The sequence below is a fragment of the Rhodanobacter sp. C06 genome (genome assembly GCF_002001105.1).
In the GTDB taxonomy this organism is placed as follows: domain Bacteria; phylum Pseudomonadota; class Gammaproteobacteria; order Xanthomonadales; family Rhodanobacteraceae; genus Rhodanobacter_A.
In genome coordinates, this window is sequence record NZ_MUNP01000046.1 from 84,818 (window position 1) to 103,038 (window position 18,221).

General features: G+C 67.2%; 19 protein-coding genes and 1 tRNA gene. 17 read left to right on the plus strand and 3 right to left on the minus strand.

The annotated features are described in order from the left end of the window. Positions 1 to 3: 3 nt before the first annotated feature. The 10 genes from cyoB (at position 4) to truD (ending at position 10,161) form a co-directional block, all read left to right on the plus strand. Complete coding sequence (gene cyoB / locus B0E52_RS09430; protein WP_077483578.1) at positions 4 to 2,019, plus strand: cytochrome o ubiquinol oxidase subunit I; 2,016 nt, start codon at positions 4 to 6, stop codon at positions 2,017 to 2,019. Next, positions 2,019 to 2,633 (plus strand): cytochrome o ubiquinol oxidase subunit III, encoded by a 615-nt coding sequence (gene cyoC, locus B0E52_RS09435; RefSeq protein ID WP_077483579.1) that lies wholly within the window; start codon positions 2,019 to 2,021, stop codon positions 2,631 to 2,633. The genes cyoB and cyoC overlap by 1 nt, the downstream gene beginning before the upstream one ends. Then, on the plus strand, positions 2,633 to 2,980 hold the full coding sequence (gene cyoD / locus B0E52_RS09440; RefSeq protein WP_077483580.1) for a cytochrome o ubiquinol oxidase subunit IV: 348 nt from the start codon (positions 2,633 to 2,635) through the stop codon (positions 2,978 to 2,980). Before cyoC ends, cyoD begins: the two co-directional genes overlap by 1 nt. 662 nt (positions 2,981 to 3,642) lie before the next feature. After that, positions 3,643 to 5,313 (plus strand): CTP synthase, encoded by a 1,671-nt coding sequence (locus tag B0E52_RS09445; protein WP_077483581.1) that lies wholly within the window; start codon positions 3,643 to 3,645, stop codon positions 5,311 to 5,313. A 91-nt stretch (positions 5,314 to 5,404) separates the two neighbouring features. Then, a complete protein-coding gene (kdsA, locus tag B0E52_RS09450) occupies positions 5,405 to 6,238 on the plus strand; it encodes a 3-deoxy-8-phosphooctulonate synthase (protein WP_077483582.1) in 834 nt (277 codons plus the stop codon). A gap of 45 nt (positions 6,239 to 6,283) precedes the next feature. Beyond that, positions 6,284 to 7,597, plus strand: coding sequence for a phosphopyruvate hydratase (eno, locus tag B0E52_RS09455; RefSeq protein ID WP_077483583.1), 1,314 nt, complete (start codon positions 6,284 to 6,286; stop codon positions 7,595 to 7,597). 17 nt (positions 7,598 to 7,614) lie between these two features. Continuing rightward, entirely contained in the window at positions 7,615 to 7,965 is a 351-nt protein-coding gene (gene ftsB / locus B0E52_RS09460; protein ID WP_077483584.1) for a cell division protein FtsB, read from the plus strand. Next, positions 7,962 to 8,654 carry a 2-C-methyl-D-erythritol 4-phosphate cytidylyltransferase gene (gene ispD / locus B0E52_RS09465; protein WP_077483585.1) on the plus strand — a complete coding sequence of 231 codons (693 nt, stop codon included), beginning with the start codon at positions 7,962 to 7,964 and terminating at the stop codon, positions 8,652 to 8,654. Before ftsB ends, ispD begins: the two co-directional genes overlap by 4 nt. Positions 8,655 to 8,656: 2 nt before the next feature. Further along, positions 8,657 to 9,130: a 2-C-methyl-D-erythritol 2,4-cyclodiphosphate synthase gene (gene ispF, locus B0E52_RS09470; RefSeq protein WP_077483586.1), complete on the plus strand. Its 474-nt coding sequence runs from the start codon at positions 8,657 to 8,659 to the stop codon at positions 9,128 to 9,130. 11 nt (positions 9,131 to 9,141) lie between these two features. Next, positions 9,142 to 10,161, plus strand: coding sequence for a tRNA pseudouridine(13) synthase TruD (gene truD, locus B0E52_RS09475; RefSeq protein WP_077483587.1), 1,020 nt, complete (start codon positions 9,142 to 9,144; stop codon positions 10,159 to 10,161). A 71-nt stretch (positions 10,162 to 10,232) separates the two neighbouring features. Here truD and B0E52_RS09480 read toward each other — a convergent pair whose 3' ends face one another. Continuing rightward, positions 10,233 to 10,784 carry a Smr/MutS family protein gene (locus B0E52_RS09480; RefSeq protein WP_077483588.1) on the minus strand — a complete coding sequence of 184 codons (552 nt, stop codon included), beginning with the start codon at positions 10,782 to 10,784 and terminating at the stop codon, positions 10,233 to 10,235. Positions 10,785 to 10,911: 127 nt separating this feature from the next. Between B0E52_RS09480 and surE the strand changes: the two genes are divergently transcribed. From surE to B0E52_RS09500, 4 genes are all read left to right on the plus strand, one after another. Beyond that, positions 10,912 to 11,700, plus strand: a complete 789-nt coding sequence (gene surE / locus B0E52_RS09485; protein WP_077483589.1) for a 5'/3'-nucleotidase SurE — start codon at positions 10,912 to 10,914, stop codon at positions 11,698 to 11,700. 3 nt (positions 11,701 to 11,703) lie between these two features. After that, positions 11,704 to 12,399 (plus strand): protein-L-isoaspartate(D-aspartate) O-methyltransferase, encoded by a 696-nt coding sequence (locus B0E52_RS09490; protein ID WP_077483590.1) that lies wholly within the window; start codon positions 11,704 to 11,706, stop codon positions 12,397 to 12,399. A 308-nt stretch (positions 12,400 to 12,707) separates the two neighbouring features. Then, positions 12,708 to 13,316: a DedA family protein gene (locus tag B0E52_RS09495; RefSeq protein WP_077483591.1), complete on the plus strand. Its 609-nt coding sequence runs from the start codon at positions 12,708 to 12,710 to the stop codon at positions 13,314 to 13,316. A 49-nt stretch (positions 13,317 to 13,365) separates the two neighbouring features. Then, positions 13,366 to 14,337: a peptidoglycan DD-metalloendopeptidase family protein gene (locus B0E52_RS09500; RefSeq protein WP_077483592.1), complete on the plus strand. Its 972-nt coding sequence runs from the start codon at positions 13,366 to 13,368 to the stop codon at positions 14,335 to 14,337. A 165-nt stretch (positions 14,338 to 14,502) separates the two neighbouring features. Here B0E52_RS09500 and B0E52_RS09505 read toward each other — a convergent pair whose 3' ends face one another. Next, a complete protein-coding gene (locus tag B0E52_RS09505; RefSeq protein WP_077483593.1) occupies positions 14,503 to 14,877 on the minus strand; it encodes an Mth938-like domain-containing protein in 375 nt (124 codons plus the stop codon). Then, on the minus strand, positions 14,877 to 15,173 hold the full coding sequence (gene yhbY / locus B0E52_RS09510) for a ribosome assembly RNA-binding protein YhbY (protein ID WP_077483594.1): 297 nt from the start codon (positions 15,171 to 15,173) through the stop codon (positions 14,877 to 14,879). Before yhbY ends, B0E52_RS09505 begins: the two co-directional genes overlap by 1 nt. Before the next feature lie 76 nt (positions 15,174 to 15,249). Here yhbY and rlmE point away from each other — a divergent pair, with 76 nt between their 5' ends. The 3 genes from rlmE to B0E52_RS09525 all read left to right on the plus strand — a co-directional run bounded on the left by rlmE (position 15,250) and on the right by B0E52_RS09525 (position 18,197). Beyond that, the gene (gene rlmE / locus B0E52_RS09515; RefSeq protein ID WP_077483595.1) at positions 15,250 to 15,900 is read left to right on the plus strand and encodes a 23S rRNA (uridine(2552)-2'-O)-methyltransferase RlmE; all 651 of its coding nucleotides are present in this window, start codon (positions 15,250 to 15,252) and stop codon (positions 15,898 to 15,900) included. After that, positions 15,897 to 17,852, plus strand: a complete 1,956-nt coding sequence (gene ftsH / locus B0E52_RS09520; protein WP_174575552.1) for an ATP-dependent zinc metalloprotease FtsH — start codon at positions 15,897 to 15,899, stop codon at positions 17,850 to 17,852. Before rlmE ends, ftsH begins: the two co-directional genes overlap by 4 nt. A gap of 268 nt (positions 17,853 to 18,120) precedes the next feature. Beyond that, positions 18,121 to 18,197: transfer RNA gene (locus B0E52_RS09525), tRNA-Arg, on the plus strand. The last annotated feature ends 24 nt before the right edge of the window (positions 18,198 to 18,221 follow it).

The following is an 18,221-nucleotide window of genomic DNA, read 5'->3' on the forward strand; positions in this document are numbered from 1 at the left end:
GCCATGTTCGGAAAGCTTTCCCTCTCGTCGATCCCGTTCGACCAGCCGATCGTGATGGTTACCCTGTTGATGGTGGCCATCGGCGGCGCGGCCCTGTTCGGCGGCATCACCTACTTCCGCAAGTGGGGCTACCTGTGGAACGAGTGGTTCACCACGGTGGACCACAAGAAGATCGGCATCATGTACGTCATCCTGGCGCTGGTGATGCTGCTGCGCGGCTTCGCCGATGCGATCATGATGCGCGGCCAGCAGGCGCTGGCCGCTGCCGGCGACCAGGGCTACCTGCCGCCGCATCACTTCGACCAGATCTTCAGCGCGCACGGCACGATCATGATCTTCTTCATGGCGATGCCGTTCATCGTGGGCCTGATGAACCTGATCGTGCCGCTGCAGATCGGCGCACGAGACGTGGCCTATCCGTTCCTGAATTCGCTGAGCTTCTGGCTCACCGCCTCGGGCGTGGTGCTGATCATGCTGTCGCTGTTCATCGGCGAGTTCTCCACCGCCGGCTGGCTGGCCTATCCGCCGCTGTCCGAGCTGCAGTTCAGTCCGGGCGTGGGCGTGGACTACTACATCTGGGCGCTGCAGCTGTCGGGCCTGGGCACCACGCTCAGCGGCATCAACTTCATCGTCACCATCCTGCGCATGCGCACCCCGGGCATGACGCTGATGAAGATGCCGGTGTTCAGCTGGACCGCGCTGGTCACCAACGTGCTGATCGTGGCGGCGTTCCCGATTCTCACCGTGACGCTGGCCCTGCTCGGCGCCGACCGTTACCTCGGCATGCACTTCTTCACGAACGACCTCGGCGGCAACGCCATGATGTACGTGAACCTGATCTGGATCTGGGGCCACCCCGAGGTCTACATCCTGATGGTGCCGTGCTTCGGCGTGTTCTCCGAGATCATCTCCACGTTCTCCGGCAAGCCGCTGTTCGGCTACAAGTCGATGGTGTGGGCCACGGTGGCGATCGGCGTGCTGTCCTTCCTGGTGTGGCTGCACCACTTCTTCACCATGGGCTCGGGCGCCAACGTCAACGCGTTCTTCGGCATCGCCACGATGGTGATCTCGATCCCCACCGGCGTGAAGGTGTTCAACTGGCTGTTCACCATGTACCGCGGCCGCATCCGCTTCACCGTGCCGGTGCTGTGGACGATCGGCTTCATGGTGACCTTCGTGATCGGCGGCATGACCGGCGTGCTGCTGGCGGTGCCGGGCGCGGACTTCGTGCTGCACAACAGCCTGTTCCTGATCGCGCACTTCCACAACATGATCATCGGCGGCGTGGTATTCGGCTGCCTGGCCGCGCTGAACTTCTGGTTCCCGAAGGCGTTCGGCTTCAAGCTGGAGGAGCGCTGGGGCAAGTGGTCGTTCTGGTGCTGGCTGGTGGGCTTCTACGTGGCCTTCTTCCCGCTGTACGCACTCGGCTTCATGGGTGCCACCCGCCGCATGCAGCACTACGACAACCCGGCCTGGCAGCCTTACTTCGTGGTGGCCTTCATCGGCGCCGCGATCATCATGGCGGGCATCGGCTTCACCGTGCTGCAGATCGCGGTGAGCATCCGCAACCGCGCGGCCAACCGCGACCTCACCGGCGACCCCTGGGGTGGCCGCACGCTGGAGTGGGCGACCAGCTCGCCGGCGCCGTTCTACAACTTCGCGGTGCTGCCCGAGGTGAGCGAGCTCGACCAGTTCTGGGCGGACAAGGAGCACAAGCGCGCCTACCCGCGCCATGCCCACTACGCCGACATCCACATGCCGCGCAACACCGGCGTGGGCGTGGTGATGGGCGGCCTCGCCACGGTGCTGGGCTTCGGCTTGATCTGGCACATCTGGTGGCTGGCGATCCTGGGCCTGGCCGGCATGATCGGTGCGTTCATCGCGCGCTCCTACGACCGTGACGTCGACTACTACGTGCCCGGTGCCGAGGTCGAGAAGATCGAGCGCGAGCGGCTGGTGCCGCTGTCCAAGCTGATTGACCAGGTGGGCGCCGCTCCCGCCGAGCAGAAGGTGGCCTAATGAATACCTCCGTCATCACTGCCGGCCACGACGTGGCCGGCCACCACGAGCATCACGACGACGGCTCCAAGACCCTGCTGGGGTTCTGGATCTACCTGATGAGCGACTGCCTGATCTTCTCGGGCCTGTTCGCCACCTTCGCCGTGATGGCCCACGCCTACGCGGGCGGTCCCACCGGCAAGGAGATCTTCGATCTCAAGTACGTGCTGGGCGAGACCATGCTGCTGCTGGTCAGCAGCTTCACCTTCGGCATGGCGATGCTGAACATGCACGCCGGTCGCCGCAACAAGGTGCTGGCGTGGCTGGCGATCACCTTCCTGTTCGGCGCGGCCTTCGTGGGCATGGAAATCCACGAATTCGCGGCGCTGATCCACGAGGGCGCGGGCCCGGATCGCAGCGCGTTCCTGTCGGCCTATTTCACCCTGGTCGGCACGCACGGCCTGCACGTCACCTGCGGCCTGATCTGGATCGTGGTGATGCTGGACATGGTGCGTCGCCACGGCCTGGATGCCGTGGTCAAGCGCCGGCTGTCCTGCCTCAGCCTGTTCTGGCATTTCCTCGACGTGATCTGGATCTGCGTGTTCACTTTTGTCTATCTGCACGGGGTGCTGTGATGTCGCACGCTCATGAACAGGCCGCCCACGGCGGCAAGCACGGGACGCTGTCGTCCTACCTGGTCGGCTTCGGGCTGTCGCTGGTGCTCACCCTGCTTTCCTTCGGCTGCGTGATGACCGGGATGGTGCCGCACCACCTGATCGTGCCTGGCCTGATGGTGTTCTGCGTGGCCCAGGTGCTGGTGCAGCTCGGCTTCTTCCTGCACATGGGCATCGCGCCGGAGCAGCGCGAGAACCTGATGGTGGCCGCGTGCGCGCTGCTGTTCATCGCCATCGTGGTGATCGGCTCGCTGTGGGTGCTGCACAACATGAATGTCTACATGGTGCCGGGCATGTCGCACGGCTGAGGTCGCGCTTCCGAGTATTCCGCTGCCGGCGGCCTTGCGAGGGGCCGCCGGTTTTTGTTTGGCTTGTGGTGCTGCAAGCACAGAGCGGTTTCGAGCGCCTGTCGGCGCCCGAGCTACTTTCTCTCGCTTGCCCGAGAGAAAGTAGCCAAAGAGAGGGGCGCCCCGATGGCGCGCCCTCCAGGCATCCTGCCCTCCGGGTGCGCGGGCGGGTTCCGGGGGTTTCCGACGGCACGTCCCTGTACCGGCGAAAAACTGGCCGGCTTCCTGCCGGCCATCCTGCGGACTTTCCTCCACCCGCCCGCCGCGCCATAGGGGCCCCGGGTAGAGCAGCGCGCTCCCGGCGCACAGAAGCAACGGCAAAAGCATAAAGCCGCGAGCTTGCGGCGCTCTGGCTTCGGCTTCTGGCGCGCACGATGCGCGCCTGCTCTTGTGGGTCCCCTGGGCGGCGGTGAGGCGGGGTGGCCTCTCTTTTGGTTACTTTTCTCTGGCCACGCAGAGAAAAGTGACTCGGGCGCCGGAGGGCGCTCGAAACCGCTTTGAAACTCGCGAATGCACCAGGCAACACTCCGCAACCGCAATTCCGGATGAATTCGCCCGCCGCGGGATCTCGCGGCAGGGGCCGTCTGCCGCTAGAATGCGTATTTCCAGCACGGCTGCTTTCCATGACCCCCCTGATTTTCGTCACTGGCGGTGTGGTGTCCTCGCTTGGCAAGGGCATCGCCGCGGCGTCGCTGGCCTCCATCCTGGAAGCGCGTGGCCTCTCGGTCACCATGATGAAGCTCGATCCGTACATCAACGTGGATCCGGGCACCATGAGCCCGTTCCAGCACGGCGAGGTCTATGTCACCGACGACGGCGCCGAGACCGACCTCGACCTCGGTCATTACGAGCGCTTCGTCCATACCCGCCTCACCGGCAAGAACTCCATCACCACCGGCAAGATCTACGAGTCGGTGATCCGCAAGGAGCGCCGCGGCGATTACCTGGGCGCCACCGTGCAGGTGATCCCGCACATCACCGACGAGATCAAGCACTGCATCCACGAGGCCACTCGCGGCTTCGACGTGGCGCTGGTGGAGATCGGCGGCACCGTGGGCGACATCGAGTCGCTGCCGTTCCTGGAGGCGATCCGCCAGTTGCGCATCGAGCACGGCCCGGAGAAGTGCCTGTTCATGCACCTGACCCTGGTGCCGTACATCAAGGCCGCCGGCGAGATCAAGACCAAGCCGACCCAGCATTCGGTGAAGGAGCTGCGTTCGATCGGTATCCAGCCGGACGTGCTGCTGTGCCGCTGCGAACAGCCGCTGCCCGAGGGCGAGCGGCGCAAGATCGCGCTGTTCACCAACGTGCCGGAGAACGCGGTGATCAGCGCGGTGGACGTGGACGTGATCTACAAGATGCCGCTGTGGCTGCACGGCCAGGGCCTGGACGAGATCGTGGTGCGGAAGCTGGGGCTGGATGCCAAGCCGGCCGACCTGTCTGGCTGGCAGCGCACGGTGGACGCCGTGGTGCACCCGAAGGACGAGGTCAACGTGGCCATCGTCGGCAAGTACGTGGAGCACAAGGACGCCTACAAGTCGCTGGGCGAGGCGCTGCGCCACGGCGGCATCAAGCAGCAGACGCGCGTCAACCTGCAGTGGATCGATTCCGAGCAGGTCGAGGCCGAAGGCGCGGCCAAGGTGCTCGGCGGCATGGACGCGATCCTGGTGCCCGGGGGCTTCGGCAAGCGCGGCTTCGAGGGCAAGGTGCTGGCCGCGAAATACGCCCGCGAGCACGGCGTGCCGTACTTCGGCATCTGCTATGGCATGCATGCGGCAGTGGTGGATTTCGCCCGCCACGTGGCCGGGCTCGCCGACGCCGATTCCAGCGAGAACGAACGCAACACGGCCAATCCGGTGATCGCGCTGATCACCGAATGGACCACCGCCAGCGGCGAGGTGGAGCAGCGCAGCGATCGCTCGGACCTGGGCGGCACCATGCGCTTGGGCGCGCAGGAATGCCGGCTCAAGGCCGGCACGCTGGCGCGCGAGATGTACGGCCACGACGTGGTGCGCGAGCGCCATCGTCACCGCTACGAATTCAACAACCGCTATCGCCAGAGCTTCGAGGATCTCGGCCTGGTGATCTCCGGCAAGTCGATGGACGACCTGCTGGTGGAGATCGTCGAGCTGCCGCAGCAGAAGCACCCATGGTTCCTCGGCTGCCAGGCGCATCCGGAATTCACCTCCACGCCGCGCGACGGCCACCCGTTGTTCATCGGCTTCGTGCGCGCCGCGCGCGAGTTCAAGGCCGTGCGCGAGGGCGAGAAGCTGGCCAGGGAGCACGTGGCATGAAAGGTTCTTGCCTCCCTGCGACTGGGTCCCGGCCAATCCATGGCCGGGATGACGGTGCGGCGGCATCGCTGCAACCCGGAGGGCTGCAGCGATGAAACTCTGCAACTTTGAAGTCGGTTTGGACCAACCGCTGTTCCTGATCGCCGGCCCTTGCGTGGTCGAGTCCGAACAGCTGCAACTGGATACCGCGGGCACGCTGAAGGAGATCACCGGCAGGCTCGGCGTGAACTTCATCTTCAAGTCCAGCTTCGACAAGGCCAACCGCTCCTCCGGCACCAGCTTCCGCGGCCCGGGCATGGAGGAGGGCTTGCGCATCCTCGGCGAGGTGAAACGCCAGATCGGCGTGCCGGTGCTCACCGACGTGCACGAATACACCCCGTTCGGGGAGGTCGCCGCGGTGGTGGACGTGTTGCAGACGCCGGCCTTCCTGTGCCGGCAGACCGATTTCATCCAGGCCGTGGCCCGCGCCGGCAAGCCGGTGAACATCAAGAAGGGCCAGTTCCTCGCGCCCTGGGACATGAAGAACGTCGTGGACAAGGCCAAGGCCGTGGGCAACGACGAGATCCTGGTGTGCGAGCGCGGCGCGAGCTTCGGCTACAACAACCTCGTTTCCGACATGCGCTCGCTGAGCGCGATGCGCGACACGGGTTGCCCGGTGGTGTTCGACGCCACCCATTCGGTGCAATTGCCGGGCGGCCAGGGCACCAGCTCCGGCGGCCAGCGCGAGTTCGTGCCGGTGCTGGCGCGTGCCGCGGTGGCCGCGGGTGTGGCCGGCCTGTTCGCCGAGACGCACCCCGATCCGAGCAAGGCGCTCTCCGACGGCCCGAACGCCTGGCCACTGGACAAGATGGAAGCGCTGCTGGAAACCCTGCTGGAACTGGATGCCGTGACCAAGCGCCACGGCTTCCTCGAGAACACTTTGTAAGCCCCGGATCGTACCCTCTCCAAAACTTTGAAGGATTGCAGCCGCATGAGTACCGACATCACCCGCATCCACGCCCGTGAAATCCTCGACTCGCGCGGCAACCCCACGCTGGAGGCCGAGGTCACCTTGGCGGGCGGCGGCTTCGGCCGTGCGGCGGTGCCCAGCGGTGCTTCGACTGGTACCCGCGAGGCGGTGGAACTGCGCGACGGCGACAAGGCGCGCTATCTCGGCAAGGGCGTGAAGCATGCGGTGGGCAACGTCAATGGCGCGATCGCCAGCGCATTGAAGGGCTTTGATGCAGCGAACCAGGGCGGCTTGGACGCGAAGCTGATCCAGCTCGACGGCACGCCGAACAAGGGCAAGCTCGGTGCCAACGCGCTGCTCGGCGTGTCGATGGCCGCCGCGCACGCGGTGGCGGCGCAGCGCAAGCAGGCGCTGTGGGAGTACCTCGCCGAGATCAACGGCACCACCGGCAAGCCCGGCGCGTTGCCGGTGCCGATGATGAACATCATCAACGGCGGCGCCCATGCCGACAACAACGTCGACGTGCAGGAGTTCATGGTGCTGCCGGTGGGCGTGGCCAGCTTCGCCGAAGCCTTGCGCGCGGGCGCGGAGATCTTCCACGCGCTGAAGAGCGTGCTGAAGGGCAAGGGCCTGAACACCGCGGTAGGCGACGAGGGCGGCTTCGCGCCGAACCTGCGTTCCAACATCGAGGCGCTGGACACCATCCTCGAAGCGGTGAACAAGGCCGGTTACAAGATCGGCAGCGAGATCCTGCTCGGCCTCGACGCGGCCAGCTCGGAGTTCTTCAAGAACGGCATGTACGACCTCGAAGGCGAGGGCAAGGTCTATACCCCCGAGCAATGGGTGGACGTGCTGGCTGGCTGGGCCAGGCAGTACCCGATCGTCACCATCGAGGACGGCATGGCCGAAGGCGACTGGGCTGGCTGGAAGCTGCTCACCGACACCATCGGCAAGAACACCCAGGTCGTGGGCGACGACCTGTTCGTCACCAACCCGGCCATCTTCAAGGAAGGCATCGACAAGGGCATCGCCAACGCCATCCTGATCAAGGTGAACCAGATTGGCACGCTGTCCGAGACGCTGGAAGCGATCGCCATGGCCGACGCGGCGAAGTACGCGGCCATCGTCTCGCACCGTTCGGGCGAGACCGAGGACACCACCATCGCCGACATCGCGGTGGCGACCACCGCCACCCAGATCAAGACCGGCTCGCTGTGCCGCACCGACCGCGTGGCCAAGTACAACCAGCTGCTGCGCATCGAGGAGGCGCTGGGCTCGGCGGCACGTTACGCGGGCCGCGCGGCTTTCGTCAGCCTCGACCACCTGCCGGGCTGATCCGGCGCCCCCGGCCCATGCTGCGCTGGATCGCCCTCGTCCTGTTCTTGCTGCTGATCGGACTGCAGATGAAGCTGTGGTCCGCGCACGGCGGTGTGCATGAAGTGGATGCCCTGCGCGTATCGATCAAGAAGCAGACCGACGAGAACGCGCGCCTGCAGCAGCGCAACCAGGCGCTGGCCGCCGACGTGACCGACCTCAAGCACGGCGACCAGGCGATCGAGGCGCGTGCGCGCACCGAGCTGGGCCTGATCAAGCCGGGCGAGACCTTCTACCAGGTCGACAACCAGCCCGCGGGGGCCAGCAGCACGCTGCCCCTGCCGCCGCCGGCCCGGCCCGGCGGCGCTACCGGTGGCGTTGTCAAATGAACACGGCCTTGTGGTGCGTGGTGCCGGCCGCCGGTCGCGGCACCCGGATGGGTACGGACTGTCCCAAGCAATACCTGCCGCTGGCTGGTCGGCCACTGATCGCGCACACGCTGGAGCGGCTGGCCGCGCACCCGCGCATCGCCGGCCTGATGGTCGTGCTGGGCGCGAAGGATGAGCACTGGTCCGGCGGCACGACCCTGCACGGCAAGCCGGTGTGCACCGCGATCGGCGGCACCGAGCGCAGCGATTCGGTGCTGGCGGGCCTGCATGCCCTGCCGCCCGAGGTGTGCGAGGCCGACTTCGTGCTGGTGCACGATGCCGCGCGCCCCTGCGTGCGTGCAGCCGACATCGCGCGCCTGATCGAACAGGCCGCGCAGGCGGATGGCGGCCTGCTCGGTGCGCCGTTGCGCGACACACTGAAGCGCGCGGGGGAAGGCGGGCGCAGCCTTGCCACCGAACCGCGCGAGCTGCGCTGGCGCGCGTTCACGCCGCAGATGTTCCGCCGCGGTGAGCTCGTCGCCGCGCTGCGGGCCGCGGCGCGCGATGGTCGCGCGGTCAGCGACGAGGCGATGGCGATGGAACTGGCCGGCTTCCGGCCGCTGCTGGTCGAGGGCGCCGAGGACAACATCAAGGTGACTACGGCGGCGGACCTCGCGCTCGCCGAATTCCTGCTGGCGAGGACGGCGTGAGCATGCGCATCGGCAACGGTTTCGACGTACACGCCTTCGGCGCGGGCGCCCATGTCACCCTGGGCGGCGTGCGCATCCCCCACGCTCGCGGTCTGGTCGCGCACTCCGACGGCGATGTGGTGATCCACGCCCTGTGCGACGCGATCTTCGGCGCGCTGGCGCTGGGCGACATCGGCAAGCACTTCCCGCCTTCCGACGAGCGTTGGCGCGATGCCGACAGCAGGCAGTTCCTGCGCCACGCGGCCTTGCTGATGACGCAACACGGCTACGCGCTGGGCAACGCCGACATCACCGTGATTTGCGAATCGCCCAAGGTCGGCCCGCACGCACAGGCCATTCGCGAAAACCTCGCCGCCGACCTCGAATGCGAACTTGGCCGCATCAGCGTCAAGGCCACCACCACCGAAAAGCTGGGTTTTGCCGGCCGTGGCGAAGGCATCGCAGCCCAGGCCTGCGTGTTGCTGATCGAACGCTGAGAGGCAGGCCCATGACAAACCAGGAGCTTCCTTTCGCCCATGGCGCCATCCCACCTTTGACAGCGCGTCTTCGCCTTACTCATGAAGATTTCCTCGTTGAGGAAATCCTGGGCTACGACGCCGACGGCAGCGGCGAGCACGCGCTGCTGTGGGTGGAAAAGCGCGGTGCAAATACCGATTGGGTGGCGCGCGAACTGGCGAAGTTCGCCGGCGTGCCGCCGCTGGCGGTGGGCTATGCCGGCCTCAAGGACCGCAACGCGGTGACCCGGCAGACCTTCTCGGTGCAACTGGCGGGCAAGCCCGACCTGGACTGGTCCGTGTTTCCGCATGCGGAAGTGAGGGTGCTTGCCGCCACCCGCCACGGCCGCAAGCTCAAGCATGGTGCGTTGCGCGGCAACCGCTTCGTGCTGGTGCTGCGCGAGGCGCGGGGCGAGCGCGAACGCGCCGAGCAGGTGCTGGCCGCGATCGCCGCGCGCGGCGTGCCGAACTATTTCGGCGAGCAGCGTTTCGGCCGCGAAGGCGGCAACCTGGAACAGGCACGGGCGATGTTCGCAGGACGGCGGGTGGATCGCGACAAGCGTGGTTTCCTGCTTTCCGCTGCCCGCTCGCAGATCTTCAACAGCGTGCTCGCCGCCCGCGTCGAGCGCGGTACATGGGATGCGCCGCTGGATGGCGAAATCTGGTCGCTGGCCGGTTCGCGTTCGTGGTTCGGACCCGAGCCGTACAGCGATGTGCTGGCCCAACGGCTTGCCAGCGGCGACATTCAGCCCTCGGGCCCGCTGTGGGGGCAGGGCGAACCACCCAGCACGGGCGAGGCGGGCGCGCTGGAGCGGGAAGTCGCTGCCGCTCACGCCGATCTCGCCGAAGGCGTTGCTGCCGCGCGCATGGACCAGGAGCGCCGCCCGTTGCGCCTGCTGCCGAAAGACCTGCGCTGGCGCTGGCTGGCGGACGATGCGCTGGAGCTGTCGTTCGAGCTGCCGGCCGGGGCGTATGCGACGGTGGTGGCGCGCGAAGTGGCCTCAACATTGTAGGAGCGCACCCTGTGCGCGAATGCTCTGATGCCTTGATCGAGGCGAATGGCATTCGCGCACAGGGTGCGCTCCTATCGGAGATTCCTGAGGAGCACGACCACGGCCCCGGTGCCGCCTTGCGCCGGCCGTGCCGAAGCAAACGCGATCACGTCGTCGCGCCGGCGCAGCAGGCGGTCGGTGAGCGCCTTGAGCACCGGGCCGGCGGCCTTCGAACGCAGCCCCTTGCCGTGGATGATGCGCACGCAGCGCAGCCCGCGCCGGCGTGCCTCGGCGAGGAAGGTCGCGATGGAGGCTTGGGCGGCGGCGGCATTCATCTGGTGCAGGTCGAGCTCGTCCTGCACGCTGAACTGGCCGCGCTTCAGCTCGCGCAGCAGCTTCGGCGGGTAACCCTCGCGCAGGTAAGTCAGTTCCTCGCCCACTTCGAGGGTGGCCGGGTCGAACGCCATCTCCAGCAGCTCGCCCGGCACCGCCGCCTCGTCGGCTTCGAGCATGCGCGGCAACGGCTCGGGTTTCGGCGCCGGCGGTGGCGCGGCGACGGGATCGATGCGACGTATCTCGCCGATCGCCTCGCGGAACAGGCGAGCGTCATCTTCGCTGATCACGGTGGGCGGCCGGCGTTTCATGCAGCGATGCTAGCAAGTCGCGGTGGCCAGCCGTGAAACGGCGGGTGCGCTCCGGTAAACTCGGGCAGTTGCAGGGTGCGCATGCCACGAATGGCGATGCGCTGCGGTCGACTCAACACGGATCAGCATGCGAGTTCTTGTCAGCAACGACGATGGCGTGGATGCGAAAGGCATCCACGTGCTTGCCGAGCGTCTCGGCGAAGTGGGCGAGGTGACGGTGGTGGCGCCCGATCGCGACCGCTCCGGCGCCAGCAATTCGCTGACCCTGGACGCGCCGCTGCGCGTGCTGCACATGGAGGATGGCCGCTACCGCGTGGCCGGCACGCCCACCGATTGCGTGCACCTGGCGCTGTCCGGCCTGCTGGCCGAGGAGCCCGACATCGTGGTGTCGGGCATCAACAACTCGGCCAACCTCGGCGACGACGTGATCTATTCCGGCACGGTGTCGGCGGCAATGGAAGGGCGCTTCCTCGGCCTGCCCGCGATCGCGGTGTCGCTGGTCAGCGACGACCATCGCGGCACGCATTACGACTCGGCGGCGAATGCGGTGCTGCTGCTGATGCGCCGGTTGCTGGTCGATCCGCTACCGGCCGACACCATCCTCAACGTCAACGTGCCGGACCGGCCGTGGGTGGAGATCCGCGGTTTCGAGGTCACCCGGCTGGGCCGCCGTCATCGCGCGGCGCCGTGCATCGCGCAGACCGATCCGCGCGGCCGCCAAGTGTGGTGGATCGGCCCCGCGGGCGAGGCGGACGACGCCGGCCCGGGCACGGATTTCGACGCGGTGCGGCGCGGCTACGTTTCGGTGACGCCGATCCACGTCGACCTCACCCGCTTCCAGGCGCTGGAGAAGGTCAGCAGCTGGATGCAGGCGCTCAGCGACGACATGGCCGCTCCCGGCCACAAGGCGGCCTGAGTGATGAACATGCATACGCTGCCTCCCGCGGTACTGAAAGGCGAGGGCATGACCTCGCAGCGCGCCCGCGACCGCCTCGCCACCCAACTGCGCGAGGGCGGCATCCGCGATCCGCGGGTGATCGACGTGATCCGCAACGTGCCGCGCCATCATTTCATTGACCAGGCGCTGCATTCGCGCGCCTACGAGAACACCGCGCTCCCGATCGGCCACGGCCAGACCATCTCGCAACCCTGGGTGGTGGCGCGGATGACCGAGGCGCTGCTCGAGCACTTCGACGTGCGCAAGGAAAAGCCCGGTCGGGTGCTGGAGATCGGCACCGGCTCCGGCTACCAGGCGGTGGTGCTGGCCGCGCTGGTGGAACAGGTCTACACGGTGGAACGCATCGAGGAACTGCTGCGCCAGGCGCGCCGCCGTTTCCGCCAGTTGGGCCTCGCCAACATCCGCTCGCGCTACGACGACGGCAAGCTGGGTTGGGCCGACGAGGCGCCGTTCGACGCGATCATCCTCACCGCCGCCGGCGACACCATCCCCAGCCGCATCCTCGAACAGCTCAGCCCCAGCGGCGTGCTGGTGGCCCCGGTGGGCTCGCCCAGCAGCCAGGTGCTGATCCGCTTGCGCGGCGACGGGCAGGGCGACTTCGCCCAGGAAGAACTCGGCGCGGTCAGCTTCGTGCCGCTCCTGGGCGGCATCGGCTGATGCAACGAAGAGTCTGCTCAATGTCTCCACATAGCCCGCGTTGCCTTGCCGTGGCCGCCAGGTGGGAGTGCGCGGCGCAGCGCCTGCCTGGCTGGCAGGTCAAGCCGCGCGCTGCCGCATGGCTGCCACGGCAAGGTAACCCCCGCACCCATCAATTCCGGGGCCGGGTCCGTTTGCCCGCATCCCTGCGTCATCACTCAGTCGTGGACGGACGTCCACTCCTTCGTTCTTCCTTGGTCTGCGCGCAAACAGCTCCCGGCGCGGGCCATGCGGAGGCATTGAGCAGACTCTCCAAGGAAACCGACTAGATGCGCCTGTTCGGCAAGCTCTATGCCCGCGCCTTGGTGTGGGCACGCCATCCGCACGCGATCCGCTACCTGTGCGCGCTCAGCTTCTTCGAGGCCTTCATCTTCCCGATCATGCCGGAGGTGATGCTGGCGCCGATGATGCTGGGCAAGCGGCATCGGGCGTTCTTCTACGCCAACCTCAGCCTCGCGTTCTCGCTGCTGGGCTCGCTGGTCGGTTACACGCTGGGGCACTGGGCGTTCACGGCGCTGAAACCGCTGCTGGACACGTTACACCTGCTGAGTCCGATCGAGCAGGGCGTGGCTAGTCTGCGTACGCAGATGGCGGAGCATCGCTGGGGGCTTTACGGTGTGCTGATTCTCGCCGCGCTGCAGCCGGTGGTGCCGATGAAGTTCGTGACCTGGGCCTCGGGCATCGTCGGCGTGCCGGTGCTGCCCTTCCTCGGCTGCGTGGCGCTGGGGCGCGGCAAGCGCGTGTGGCTGCTTGCGCTCTTGATCTGGCTGTTCGGCGAGCGCGCCGAACACTTGCTGCACAAGTACATCGAGTGGATCGGCTGGATCGTGCTGGTGTTGCTGGGCCTGCTGCTGGCGTGGTGGATCTGGCGGCATTGAGCCTCGCGGGCACGCCGTGCCTCGCATGAAAAAACAGGGAGGCCTCGCTATGCTGGCGCGCATGAATCGACACCTCGCTCCATGGCTGCTCGCCATCGCCTTGCTGGCGCTGTCCGCCTGCAGCACCGTGGTGGTGGAGCCGGCCACGGGCCAAGGCGGCCGCCATGCCGTCCCGGTCGTGGCGCACACATCGGTACCCGGCGGCAGCTACGCGGTGGTGCGGGGGGACACCTTGTATTCGATCGCCTTCCGCAAGGGCGTGGACTTCCGCGACCTGGCGAAATGGAATGGCATCGCCGCGCCCTACACGATCTGGCCTGGCCAGCATTTGCGCTTGTCGCCGCCGCCGGGCGGCGCGCCGAGGTCGCACGCAGCCGTGGCCACGACGGAAAAGGCGAGGTCGACGCCCGCGGCTGCGGCACTGTCGGCTCCCGTGTTCCAGAGCGTGCCGGCAACGGCTTCGGCGCCGCCGGCGAGCCCCCATGTGTCGACGGCGACCGGGTCGGCTACCGTCCCGGCCGCGCATGCGCCAACCGTCGCAGCCGCGCCGGCCACGGCCGTGAGCACCGAAGTGCCGGTGGCGGGAGAGCCGAAGGCGGCCGTGCCGCCGCCGGCCCCGGCGGTGGCGAGCGGGGGGTCGCGCGCGGCGGGCGGCGTGAGCTGGCGCTGGCCGGCGGACGGCCAGATCATCAAGCGCTTCACGCCCGGCGACGCGGTGCCGGGCATCGAGATCGCCGGCAAGGCGGGCGATCCGGTGCGCGCTGCGGCCGATGGCGTGGTGGTGTACAGCGGCAACGGCCTGGTCGGCTACGGCGAGCTGGTCATCATCAAGCACAACGACAGCCTGCTGTCGGCCTACGGGCACAACAGCAAGCGGTTGGTGAAGGAAGGCCAGCGCGTCAGTGCCGGCCAGCAGATCGCCGAGATGGGTTCCAGCGGCGCCTCGCGCGTCGAGCTGGGCTTCCAGATCCGCAAGGACGGCAACCCGGTCGACCCGTTGAACTACCTGCCGGCGAAGTAGCGCCCCAGGGATGGGGCGCTCGTCAGGCAATCACGAAGTGATTGCCTGACGGAGCTGAGCCGGGCGTTTCCGGCTCAGCGAGCCAGGAAAGTGCAGGAGCACTTTCCTGGCCATCAAGAACGGCTATTGGGTTGATTGTGGCGCGACGCTTGAAGCTTCCCGATGTCAGCCAGGCAGCATGAACGCAGCCACCACGTGCCGCCCCTCACCAGCCAGCAGGTTGTAGGTGCGTGCCGCGGCGGCATTGTCCATCACCTCGACGCCGATGCCTTTGCGCAGGAAACCGGCCATGAAGGCGGCGGCAGGGAATGCCTGGCGCGCGCCCGTGCCCAGCAGCACCAGTTCCGGCTGCAGGGCAAGCAGGGTCTCGACATGCTTGGCATCGAGCGCACCGGCCGCGTGCACTGGCCAGTGCTCGACCACGCGGTCGGGCGCCAGCAGGAAGCTGTCAGTGAGCTCGCGGTCGATCAGGGTGATGCCATGTTCGCCAACCCGGCGCACGAACAGGTAACCCTCGGGGCGGTCGAGCGCGAGGTCCATCAGCGGGGGAGCGCGATCTTCGGTTCGTCGGCGTTGCGGCGGAACAGCACGGCGACGTGGCCAATCTGCTGCACCGCCTCGGCGCCGGTGCCGGCCAGCAAGGTGTCGAGCTGGGCCTGCCGCTCCTCCTTGTCGCCGCCGGAGAGCTTCACCTTGACCAGCTCGTGGATCTCCAGCGCCTGGCCGAGCTCCTTGACCACGGCCTCGCTGGCGCCCTTGTTGCCGAGCAGGACGACGGGGTTCAGGCCATGGGAGAGGCTACGCAGGTAACGGGTCTGCGAGGGGGAGAGGGCCATGCGGCGGCTTCGATTCGCGGGGAGTGAGCGGCAAAGGGTATCATGCGCCCCGATTCCCCTGCAGTGATGCTGTCCCATGAGCCGCAGCAAGAGCAGCGCCGGCTGGCTGCGCGAACATTTCAGCGACGTCTACGTGAAGAAGGCGCAGGCCGAGGGCGTGCGCTCGCGCGCGGTCTACAAGCTGGAGGAACTGATCGACCGCGACCGCCTGCTGAAGCCCGGCATGACCGTGGTGGACCTGGGCGCGGCGCCGGGCGGCTGGTCGCAACTGGTGCGCCAGCGGCTGGGCGACAACGGCAAGGTGTTCGCGCTGGACATCCTGCCGATGCAGGGCATCGCCGGGGTGGACTTCCTCGAAGGCGATTTCCGCGAAGAAAGCGTGCTGCGGGCGCTGGAGGCGCGGCTGGCCGGGCTGCCGGTCGATCTTGTACTGTCCGACATGGCCCCCAATATGAGTGGAGTGGCGCTGGCCGACCAGATTCGTGCGATGGACCTGGCCGAGCTTGCGCTGGATTTCTCCCGGCAGTGGCTGAAACCGGGCGGCGCGTTCCTGATCAAGCTGTTCCAGGGCGCCGGCTTCGACGATTACATTCGCAGCTTGCGCGCGGACTTCTCGCGCGTGACGATGCGTAAACCAAAGGCCTCGCGCGCACGTTCGCGCGAGGTGTACGCACTGGCGACCGGCCGCAAGGCCGTCGCGGTGCAACCGGGCGGGAACCGCGCATGAACGAAACAGCGAAAAACGTGTTGCTCTGGGTCATCATCGCGGTGGTGCTGTTCACCGTGTTCCAGAGCTTCAACCCGCACGGCTCCGGGTCGTCGAACATGGCCTACTCGAGCTTCGTGCAGAGCGTGTCCAACGGCAACGTCTCCAGCGCGGTGATCAGCGCCGACTCGCCACCCGCCATCAGCGGCAAGCTCAAGGACGGTTCGAGCTACCGCACGGTGGCGCCGATGCTGGGCTTCTCCACCAACCAGGTGGTGAAGCAGATGCAGGACAAGGGCGTGGAAGTACGCCAGGACCCGGCCGAGGGCTTCTCGCTGCTGGGCCTGCTGGTGAGCTGGCTGCCGGTGCTGCTGATCGTTGGCGTGTTCATCTGGTTCATGCGCCAGATGCAGTCCGGCGGCGGCGGGCGCGGTGCGATGAGCTTCGGCCGTTCGCGGGCCAAGCTGCAGGGCGAGGACCAGATCAAGGTCAACTTCAGTGACGTGGCCGGTTGCGACGAGGCCAAGGAGGAGGTCGGCGAGTTGGTCGAGTTCCTGCGCGATCCGTCCAAGTTCCAGAAGCTGGGCGGCAAGATCCCGCGCGGCGTGCTGATGGTGGGTCCGCCCGGCACCGGCAAGACCCTGCTGGCCAAGGCCATCGCGGGCGAGGCCAAGGTGCCGTTCTTCGCGATCTCCGGTTCCGACTTCGTGGAGATGTTCGTGGGCGTGGGCGCCAGCCGCGTGCGCGACATGTTCGAGCAGGCGAAGAAGCACGCACCCTGCATCATCTTCATCGACGAGATCGATGCAGTCGGTCGCCACCGCGGCGCCGGCCTCGGCGGCGGTCACGACGAGCGCGAGCAGACGCTGAACCAGTTGCTGGTCGAGATGGACGGTTTCGAGGGTTCGGAAGGCATCATCGTGATCGCCGCGACCAACCGTCCCGACGTGCTCGATCCTGCGTTGCTGCGTCCGGGCCGCTTCGATCGCCAGGTGGTGGTGGGACTGCCGGATGTGCGCGGCCGCGAGCAGATCCTCAAGGTGCACATGCGCAAGGTGCCGACCGCCAGCGACGTCAACGCGATGACCATCGCGCGCGGCACGCCGGGCTTCTCCGGCGCCGACCTCGCCAACCTGGTCAACGAGGCCGCGCTGTTCGCCGCGCGCGAGAACGCGCGCGAGGTGCGCATGGTCCATCTGGACAAGGCGCGCGACAAGATCCTGATGGGTACCGAGCGCCGGTCGATGGCGATGAGCGAGGACGAGAAGAAGCTCACCGCCTACCACGAGGCCGGCCATGCCATCGTCGGGCGTCTGGTGCCCGAGCACGACCCGGTCTACAAGGTCACGATCATCCCGCGTGGCCGCGCGTTGGGTGTCACCATGTACCTCCCGGAGGGCGACAAGTACAGCATGAACAAGGTGGCGATCGAATCGCAGCTGTGCTCGCTGTACGGCGGCCGTGTGGCCGAGGAGCTGATCTTCGGCACCGACAAGGTCACCACCGGCGCCTCCAACGACATCGAGCGTGCCACCAAGATGGCGCGCAACATGGCGACCAAGTGGGGCCTGTCCGACGAGCTTGGCCCGATCACCTACGGCGAGGACGAGGACGAGGTGTTCCTGGGCCGCTCGGTGACCCAGCACAAGAGCATCTCCAACGAGACCGCGAGCAAGATCGACGAGGTGGTGCGCGGCATCCTCGACCGCGCCTACGCACGCAGCACGCAGCTGCTGACCGACAACCTCGACAAGCTGCACGCGATGGCCGAGGCGCTGCTGCAGTACGAGACGATCGACGCGCACCAGATCGACGACATCATGGCCGGCTGCCAGCCGGGTCCGCCCGCCGACTGGAATCGCAACACCAGCGGCGGCTCCACGCCGCCTCCGCCGCCGCCGAAGGGCGGGGATTCCACGCTGGGCAAGGTGGGCGATCCGGCGACCCAGAATCGCTCCGGCATGGATGCCTGAATCGGACGTCTGGACGTCCATACGGTCGGGAGTGTCGGATCATGCGAAGGGAGCGGCGACGTCCGCTCCCTTCGTCGTTTGCGCATGGCCGGAATCGCGCCGTTCGACGGGACCTTCGCATGGCGAAGCGCGGCGAGGGCAGGATGCCGGTAGCGCATGCGAAAAAAAATTCACGAAAGGTGTTGACCTTCGCGGCATGACCCTGAATAATTCCGCTCCTCGCTTCGGTGGTTCGGGAAACCGGTCGACGGAGTGGCAAGTTCAGTGCGCGCCCGTAGCTCAGTTGGATAGAGTACCTGGCTACGAACTAGGTGGTCGGGAGTTCGAATCTCTCCGGGCGCGCCATTTTGTACTGCAAGGCGAGGTGCT